Origin of the sequence: Pseudomonas sessilinigenes, assembly GCF_003850565.1 — a bacterium.
Taxonomy (GTDB): Bacteria; Pseudomonadota; Gammaproteobacteria; order Pseudomonadales; family Pseudomonadaceae; genus Aquipseudomonas; species Aquipseudomonas sessilinigenes.
Window position 1 is genome coordinate 2,933,868 of record NZ_CP027706.1, and the last position, 9,109, is coordinate 2,942,976.

Genomic DNA, 9,109 nt, shown 5'->3' on the forward strand with positions numbered 1-9,109 from the left:
AAGCTGGGCGACACCTGGAGTGAGCCGTAGCAGCAAGCAGTGATCCAAGGGTGTGATGCACCGCGTCTGAAAGGGGCTTTGCCGAGGCCCGTGCCTGATGCGGATCACGTTGCCGGCCGTCGCGGCGACCGCCTTGGATAGGTAATACGGAATTCGACAGTTCAAGGAGCGAACATTGCCCATCAGTCTCGCGCAGGTCCTGGCTTGTCACGCTGATTCGAAGCCCGACCAGGTGGCGTTTCGCTTTTTGGATACACAAGGTACAGAGGTCGATAGCCCTACCTATGGGGAGCTGGCCCGCCAGGTTGCCGGGATGGCCGGTGGGCTGCGGGCCCGGGGCGTACTGCCGGGCCAGCCGATCGTCCTGGGTTGCAACAGCCCCGCGCAATTCATCCGTGGCTTCCTGGCCATCGTGCATGCTGGCGCCGTGGCCGTACCCGTGCCGCTCAATGGCCGGCGGCGCGGGCGCCTGGAGCATGTCCTGGCCGACTGCCAGCCCTTTGCCCTGGTGCTTGGCAGCGAGACACCTGCCTTGGCCCGTTTCTGCGATAGCGTCCCTGCAACACGACTGATTGCAGTGGATGAGGTCTTCGGGGAGTCCATCGCACCCTTTGCCGCCGATGCGCAAGACACCTGTTTTATCCAATACACCTCAGGTTCCACCAGCGCTCCCAAAGGGGTGGTGGTGACGCATGGGCAACTGGCTGCCAACTCACGGATGATCGCGACGGTCTTTTCCCACGACAGCCACACCCGGTTCGCCAGCTGGTTGCCGCTGTTCCATGACATGGGGCTGGTGGGCGCGGCTCTGCACCCGTTGTTGATCGGGGCCGAGGCGGTACTGATGCCCACCGAGGCCTTTCAGGAGTGTCCTGAGCGGTGGTTGAGGATGATCTCGGATTATCGGGCCCACACCAGCGGCGCCCCGGACTTCGCCTATCGGATATGTGCCTCTATCGACGATCCGCATCGGCTGCATGGGATCGACCTGTCCAGTTGGCGCGTGGCCTATAACGGGGCAGAACCGGTGAAGGCGGCGACACTGGAGCGTTTTGCCGCGGCCATGCAAGCCTGCCGTTTCGACCCGGCCGCCTGGCTACCCTGCTATGGCCTTGCGGAAACCACTTTGCTCAGTGCCGGGCACCGCCAGCGTTCACCCGCGGTGGGCACAAGTCTGTGTCCCCAGGCGTTGGCCACCGGGCACGCGCAACTGGCGCTGGCCGGACAACCGGCCAGGGTCCTGGTCAGCAGTGGTACGGTGGCGCCCGGGGCCGATATACGCATCGTCGATCCCAACAGCCTGAACCCGCTGCCCGAGGGGCGTATCGGTGAGATCTGGGTGGCGGGCGAACACGTTGCGAGTCGCTACTGGGGGCGTGCAGACGGTAGGTTCGGGGTGCGCCTGGCCGGGGACTCGTCAACTGATTACCTGCGTACCGCAGACCTGGGCTTCTTCCTCGGGAATGAGCTCTATGTCACGGGCCGGCTCAATGACCTGCTGATTGTCGCTGGGCGTAACATCTATCCGGATGACATCGAGGAGACCGCGCGTGGTGCCGACCCGCTGCTAAGCGAGGCGCGCATGGTGGCGCTGGCCCTGACCGGCGAACAGTTCGACCAGGCGCTGGGGCTGCGCTCCTGCGAATCATGGGATAGCGAACAACTGGTGTTGCTGGTCGAGTTGCCCACGCTGGCGCCAGCACGCTCGACGATCGAGCTGGCCCAGGCGATCGCTCGAGCCTGCGAACACCCGTTGGCGGCGATAGTCTGGGTGGCCAGGGCTCAGATCAGCATGACCACCAGCGGCAAGATCCAGCGTGCCGAAGCCCGGCGCAAGCTCTTGGCAAATGACTATAAGGTCCGGGGCGTATGGCTTTCACCGACGCTGGGCGATGGCTTGGATGCAGCCCTGGCCTGCTTGGCCGGAACGCTCGGCGCACGAGGCACAGCCGTTGCGATCGGTGCAGCCCTGGCGCAGGTAGCGGCCTTGGCAGCCAATCTGCCGCAGGCCCCCGCGGTGGAGACCTCGCTGTTGGCGCTGGGCTTGAATTCACTGGCCGCTACCGAGCTGTTTGCGCGGATCTCGCACATCACGGCCATTCATGTTCCGCTGGCCATTTTGTATGACGGCTGGACCCTGGCCGAACTGGGACGCTGGTTGCGTGACCAGTCGGCAATGCCGCCATCGCGTTTACCCAGCTCCGTGCCCGAACCGACGTTGCGGGCCGGGCAACGCTCGATTTTGCAACGCCGGGTAGAGCGGGGCGATGGAGCCTACAGCCTGGCACTGGCGGTGACGGGGACGGTGTCAGCCATCGATCGGCTGGTCGCACGGGCGGCGGATTTGCCTAACCGCTTGCCAGCGCTGGGGATGCGGGTCTTGACGACCGCCACTGGGCCCGAGGTGGTGTTTGCCCAGGCGCATTCGCCTGCTGCGGTCGCTCGGCTGGACAGCCCCGTGCAGGCTCGTTTCGCGCTGTTGCGTTCATGCTGTAGCGAGCCTTTCGAACTGGCCAAAGGCCCTTTGCGCCTGGTACGGGCCAGCTCCAAGGATGACCCGGGCGAGACCTTGCTGGTGCAGGTGCATCACGCTGCGGTCGATTTCTGGAGCATGCTCTGGATCGCCCGGTATCTGCTGTTGCCGGCCTCGGGCAAACCCAGGTCGCAGCCATTGGCACCGCGTGCTGCAAGCGAAGCCGACCTGGGGTACTGGCGCACCGAGCTGGCATCGTTCCAGCCCACGGTATTGCCGAAGGATTTCAGGAGCGACCGGCCACAGCCACCCCATTGCATACCTTTCTCCCTGGACCACGCGGCGTTCGAGCGTTTACTGCAAGCCAGCGGGCAGACGCCCTTCGTGACGCTGCTGACGTGCGTGTTCGCCGTGCTGGGGCGCCTGAGTGGCCACTGGGACCGGGTTATCGGTGTGCCCATCAACGATGACCTTGGCGAACGGCCGGGCTATGGCACCCGGGTGGCGCCGGTTCGGGCCGAGCTCGCAGCCGACCAGTCCTTCGTCAAGGCCGCCCGCCACATCGGTTTCAAGCTGGGGCGCTGCTTTGTCCACGCCAGTGCGTCCCTGGAACAGATTGGCAGTCAATTGCGTCAGGTGCGTTCCGATACCGCCCCTTTGTTCGAGGTCGCAGCGGTGCATGTGGCCGCGGTGTCACAGGTGCCGGATCAATGGCAGCGGCTGATCTTGCGCGATGAGCGCAGCCAGGTAGTGGTCGGTGATCTCACGCTCAGTTCCAGCGGGCTGGGCCCAGAGGCCCTTGAACAACCGATCGAGATTGTCAGTTGTGAAACAGCCAATGGCGTGGAGGGGGTGGTGCGGGTCGACGCCAGCGCCTTCAGCAACGCGACAGCGCGCCAGATCGGCTTGAGGCTGGAGCGGATGATCTGCGCGGCGGCGCAGGGGCCGGAGCAATCGTTGCAGGCGCTGGTCGACCAGGCTGCCGAGCGCGGCTGGCAAACCACGCCCCGGCTCGATCATGCCCCGGCTACGTTGCCGGCGCTGATCAGCGCATGGGCGCTGGCCCGTCCTGATTCAGTGGCGATCCAGAGCGCGCAGCAAACCTTGACCTACCGGCAGCTCGAAGAGCGTAGCGACCGACTGGCCCGACAGATTCTGCAGCAGTGGAGTCCGACCCTGGTCGCGGTGCGCAGTGGCGATCCCATTCCCTGGCTGGTAGGGCTCCTGGCGGGGCTGAAAACGGGAGCCGCCATCATGCCGCTCGATGCCCGCCTGCCCAGCAAGCGCCAAGAGGCCCTGCTGGCAACCAGTGGCAGCGACTTGCTGCTCGAAAGCCTGGCCGACGAGGCGCTGTGGTTGCCCGTTGCGAAGGACGCCCGCCTGGGGTGCCAGGTGTCTGCGACGCTCGTCACCACGCCGCGACTGTTGCCCAAGGCAGCGCCTCGGGACAGCGCCTACCTGGTCTTTACCTCGGGCTCCAGCGGGCAGCCCAAGGGAGTCAGGCAATCGCATCAGGCCTTCAGCCACTATCTGCAGTGGCAGGTCAGCGCGCTTGGCATGGGGCCCGGTGCCCGGGTGGCACAGATCGCCGCGCCAGGGTTCGACGTAGCCTTATGCGAAATCTTTGGCGGGTTGTGCCATGGCGCATCGCTGGTGCTGCCGGACCGGACCGCCGACCTGGCTCCGGACCGGCTGCTGCAATGGCTCGATGAGACTGCGGTGACCAGTCTGCAGATCACTCCGAGCCTGCTCGCCGAGGCCCTGCGTTGCAGCGCCATATGGCCACGCCGACTACAGGTGCTGGCCACGGTTGGCGAGCCGTTACCAGCCTCCCTGGCGACCGAGTTGCTGCGTCGTGGGGGCACGGATTTGCAACTGATCAACCTCTATGGCCCGACGGAAACCGTGGCGGCCTGTTGGCATCGAGTGACCTTGGCCGATCTTGAGCGCGTGCGGATTCCGGTGGGGCAGCCGATTTGCGGGCGCACGGTCGAGATCCGCGATGCGGATGGGCTGCCTGTGCCTATCGGGAGCCTGGGCGAAATCTACTTGCGTACGGCCGACATGAGCGATGGTTATGACGGCGCGGCGCAAGAGGGCGGCTTCGTCTTGCTGGCCTCGCAATCGACGGATGGCCGTGGGTTGTATCGGACCGGGGATATGGGCCGCTGGAACACCGATGGGCTGCTTGAAGTCATCGGGCGTCGGGACAACCAGGTCAAGTTGAACGGTGTGCGTATCGAGTTGGAGGAAGTGGAGAGCGTCCTGTGCCTTTATCCCGGTGTCCATGCGGCCATCGCCAGCCTGCGCCCGTTGGAGGCAGGCCCGCAACTGATTGCCCATGTCGAGGTGCAGGACGCCGTGACACCGCAGGCGTTGCGGCGCTTCGCGCTCGAACGCCTGCCGTTGACGGCCGTGCCCTCATTGATCGTGACCGTTGCCGAGCTGCCACGCACCCGTAACGGCAAGCTTGACCGGCGGGCAGTGGCCGCCCTGGCGCTGCCGACCGTGGACCTGGCGTGCGCCCCGGCCGCGCCGTTGCCCGAGTTGCTACGCCTGCAGCAGGCCATTGCCTTGCTGTGGCAAGAGGTATTGCCCCACGAAGGTGTTCCAGCGGCGAACAGCGATTTTTTCGCTGCCGGCGGGCATTCGATCCATGCCATGCAATTGCTCAACCTCCTCAAGACCCGGACGGGCATTGCCATCGGGCTGGCGCAGTTTCTTGCTGAACCAACGGTTGCCGCCCTGGCCAGCCTTGTCCATAGCCAACTAACACCCACCCCTTGCGTTGAGGTCCACTGATGTCAGCTGCAATCCCGATCATCATCGATGCCCGTTTTTTCAGCCCTGAGGACCTGGTGGCTGCCGCCCGTAGTGGTTGTAGCCTGAGACTGGACCCAGGCGTGGTCGATAACATCGACCGAGCCCATCGCTTTGTCCTGGAGATAGCCGGTTCCGATGCCTTGCACTATGGGATCAATACCGGTTTCGGTTCGTTATGCACGACCCATATCGATCCGGCCGACCTGTCCACCCTGCAACACAACCTGCTCAAGTCTCATGCCTGTGGAGTAGGCGCACCGGTGACGGAGGAGATCAGTCGCCTGGTCACTTTGATCAAGTTATTGACGTTTCGCTCCGGAAACAGCGGTGTCAGCCTGTCGACGGTCACGCGCATCGTCGATTTGTGGAACCACGGTGTCGTAGGCGCCATTGCCAAGAAAGGCACGGTGGGAGCCAGTGGCGACCTGGCGCCCCTGGCTCATCTGTTCTTGCCCCTGATCGGCCTGGGCGAGGTCTGGCATCGAGGGGTGCTACGCCCCTCGGCACAGGTCCTGCAGGAACTGGGCCTGGCTCCGTTGACCTTGCAGCCCAAGGATGGCCTGTGCCTGACCAATGGTGTCCAGTACCTCAATGCACTGGGCGCATTGGCCACGGTTCGCGCCAAGCGCCTGGTGGCCCTGGCGGATCTGTGCGCGGCCATGAGCATGATGGGCTTCAGCGCGGCGCGCAGCTTTGTCGATCCGCAGATCCACCAGACCTGCCTGCACCCGGAGCGCTCCCAGGTGGCACGGCACCTGCGGCTGCTGACCCAGGGCAGCAACCATGCGGACCTGCCCCATTGCAATCCGGCGATGGAGGACCCGTACTCCTTCCGCTGTGCGCCACAAGTGCATGGGGCGGCGCGCCAGGTGGTCGGCTATCTGGAAAACATCATCGGCAACGAGTGCAACAGCGTGTCCGATAATCCATTGGTCTTTCCAGACACTCGCCAGATTCTCACCTGCGGCAACCTGCACGGTCAGTCCACCGCATTCGCCCTGGATTTCGCGGCGATCGGCATCAGCGACCTGTCGAACATCTCCGAGCGCCGTACCTACCAGTTGCTTTCCGGCCAGAATGGCCTGCCAGGATTCCTGGTGGCCAAGCCGGGCTTGAACTCCGGGTTCATGATCGCGCAGTACACCAGCGCCGCCTTACTCAATGAAAACAAGGTGCTGTCCAATCCGGCCTCGGTCGACACGGTACCGACCTGCCATTTGCAGGAGGACCACGTGAGCATGGGGGGAACCTCGGCCTACAAGCTTGAGACCGTGCTCGACAATTGCGAAACCATCCTGGCCATCGAGCTGCTGACGGCCTGCCAGGCCATCGACATGAATCCGGGCTTGCAGTTGTCCGAGCGCGGGCGAAAGGTTCATGCCGCAGTCCGTGAGGAGATTCCCTTTGTGCGCGAAGACCAGCTCATGGCGGACCTGATCGGCCGTGCCCAGGCGTTGTGCCATGAATCGCCGGTGATTGCCCGGCAGTTGGCCGAGATACAGGACCAATGAACGATACCTGTGGGGCACCGGTCGTCGAGAACCGGGGCCCGGCCAGCCGAGTCCAGGAGGGGCTTTGGGTCACGCAATCGCTTGGTCGTGCCGGCAGTGCCTATCAGGAAGCGCTGGCCTTGGACCTGCGTGGCCGATTGGACACCGTGCGCCTGCAGCAGGCATTGGCGTTATTGGTACGACGCCACCCCGGCTTGCGTACGCGTTTCGTCGTCGGTGCCCAGGGCCTGGAACAGGAAGTGCTGGCCGAAGTCGCAGTCGAGTTGCCGGTGGAGCAGGTTGCCATCGAGCAATTGTCCCAGTGGATGCAACGCCAGCAGCAATGGCCATTCGATTTGTCCGCGGCACCGTTGTTTCGCCTGCACCTGGCGCGGTTGGCGGTGGATCACCATGTACTGGTGGTAGTGGCTCATCACCTGATCGTCGACGGCTGGTCGCTGGGTGTGTTCGAGCGCGACCTGGCCGGCTTCTACGCCGCGGGCGCTGCCGCCTGCCTGCCCGGGCTGGACGCTTCGCCCATCAGTCACGCCCGGGCTGAAAGAGCTCGGGCAGGTACGCCGGCCTGGGGGCAGGCACAGCGCTTCTGGGAGCAGCATCTGGCGCATAGCCGACAGATCGCCAGCCAGAGCGGCTGCACGGCATCGAGCCAGGACCTGCACTTGGACGGCGCCACCACACGCGCCTTGCTGGCGGCCGCGCGAGCCCGGAAAGTCTCGCCGTTCGCGCTGGGCTTCAGTGCCTTCGCCACCTCGATGGCCAGCCTGCTGGGGCGCGATGACCTGGTGCTGGCAACCGATTTCGGTGGACGAACCGATCCAGCCTATGAGCCGGTCATCGGCATGTTCGTCAACCAGATCCCGCTGCGCTGGCGGGCCGGACAGGGCTTGACCGGTGCCGGTGCAATACAGCAGGCCCACCGCCTGGGGCTCGACGCATTGGCCCATGCCCATCTGCCGTACCCGTCGATTGTGGAGGCCAGCCGGCAACCGGGCGGACAACTGTTCGAAGGCAAATTCGTGCTCCACAACATGCCGCGCCAGCCCTTGCAACTGGAGGGACTGGAGGTCGAAGTGACGGGTATTCCGGGGCTTGAGCCGAAGTTTCCGGTCCTGCTTGAGTTGTGGGAGCAAGGCGAGGGGCTCAGGGGGAGCGTGATCATCGATCCCAGTCGCAGCCAGCTGACGGCGCAGGCCTTGGCCGAGTGTTTCCGTTCCCGGCTGGATGCGCTGCTTTTTTCCCCCGATGCGCCTCTGGAGCCGGGGCGGCCAAAAGGCGGGGCTCCGGCGTTCGTTCCTAGCCGGCGCCGGGTCGATATCGCCGCTGATCTGGTCAGCATCATGCCTGCCCAGGCTGCGCCCGAGCCGACACGGGTGCAGTGCCGATCCCGGGATGTGCATCTGGGACGCTGGGCAGACAGTCAGCGCCAGGTGCTTGAAGCGCATCTGGTGCGTGATGGAGCCGTGCTGTTTCGTGGCTTCAACCTGGCGGACAGCGAAATGTTCGCCGAGGTGGTGCAACAGCTGGGCGGCGAGCCGTTGCCCTACCTGCAACGATCCACGCCCAGGACCGAAGTGGCAGCGGGGGTCTATACCTCCACCGAGTACCCGTCGGACCAATGGATTTTTTTCCACAATGAGAATGCCTATGCCACCAGCTGGCCGGCGCGCTTGTTCTTTTTCTGCCACACCCCGCCGCACGAGGGTGGGCGTACGCCCCTGGCCGACTGCCGGAGGGTGCTGGAGTGTTTGCCCGAGTCGATCCGCGCTGCTTTTCGACAGCATGGCGTGATGTACCGCCGACGCTTCCGGCCCGGGCTGGGCCTGAGCTGGCAGCAGGCTTTCGCGGTGGAAAACCTCGATACCCTTTACCGGCGCTACGAGCCGCTGGGTTACCGCTTCTCGCCAGGCGGGGCGGATGAGCTGGTGGCGGACTGGGTGGTGCCCGCCACCGTCGTCCACCCCGATACCGGTGAGGAGGTCTGGTTCAATCACGCCGCCCTGTTTCACCCGGCAGCGTTGTCCGAGGCCTTGGGCGAGGTGGCGGCCGGCCTGGATGTCGCGCAGTTGCAGGCGGTCCAGACCTGCCTCGGCAATGGCGAGCCGATTCCGAGCCAATGGATACAGCAGATCCGCAGTGCCTACCGCGAGGCCTCGTTCTCCTTTGAGTGGCAGCAGGGGGATGTGTTGATGGTGGACAACCGCTTGACTGCTCATGGGCGAGAGCCCTTTACCGCACCACGTCGAATACTCGTGGCGATGACACAAGAGCAGCGACACGAATCATTGCCCAAGGAGTTTTAAAG

The 9,109-nt window shown here is 64.6% G+C and carries 3 protein-coding genes; all 3 read left to right on the plus strand.

Features of this window, described 5'->3' with window-relative positions; genetic code table 11:
* Nucleotides 1–175: 175 nt before the first annotated feature.
* Genes C4K39_RS13755 through C4K39_RS13765 form a run of 3 tightly spaced genes read left to right on the plus strand, consistent with a single transcriptional unit; the run spans nt 176 to nt 9,107 of the window.
* A complete protein-coding gene (locus C4K39_RS13755; RefSeq protein WP_124346688.1) occupies nt 176–5,275 on the plus strand; it encodes an AMP-binding protein in 5,100 nt (1,699 codons plus the stop codon).
* A complete protein-coding gene (locus tag C4K39_RS13760; protein WP_124346689.1) occupies nt 5,275–6,807 on the plus strand; it encodes an HAL/PAL/TAL family ammonia-lyase in 1,533 nt (510 codons plus the stop codon). Before C4K39_RS13755 ends, C4K39_RS13760 begins: the two co-directional genes overlap by 1 nt.
* Nucleotides 6,804–9,107, plus strand: coding sequence for a condensation domain-containing protein (locus C4K39_RS13765; RefSeq protein WP_124346690.1), 2,304 nt, complete (start codon nt 6,804–6,806; stop codon nt 9,105–9,107). The genes C4K39_RS13760 and C4K39_RS13765 overlap by 4 nt, the downstream gene beginning before the upstream one ends.
* Nucleotides 9,108–9,109 lie beyond the last annotated feature (2 nt).

Coding starts and splice junctions, on each gene's coding strand:
- C4K39_RS13760 (WP_124346689.1), top strand. CDS start 5,275: ATGTCAGCTGCAATCCCGATCATCATCGATGCCCGTTTTTTCAGCCCT.
- C4K39_RS13765 (WP_124346690.1), top strand. CDS start 6,804: ATGAACGATACCTGTGGGGCACCGGTCGTCGAGAACCGGGGCCCGGCC.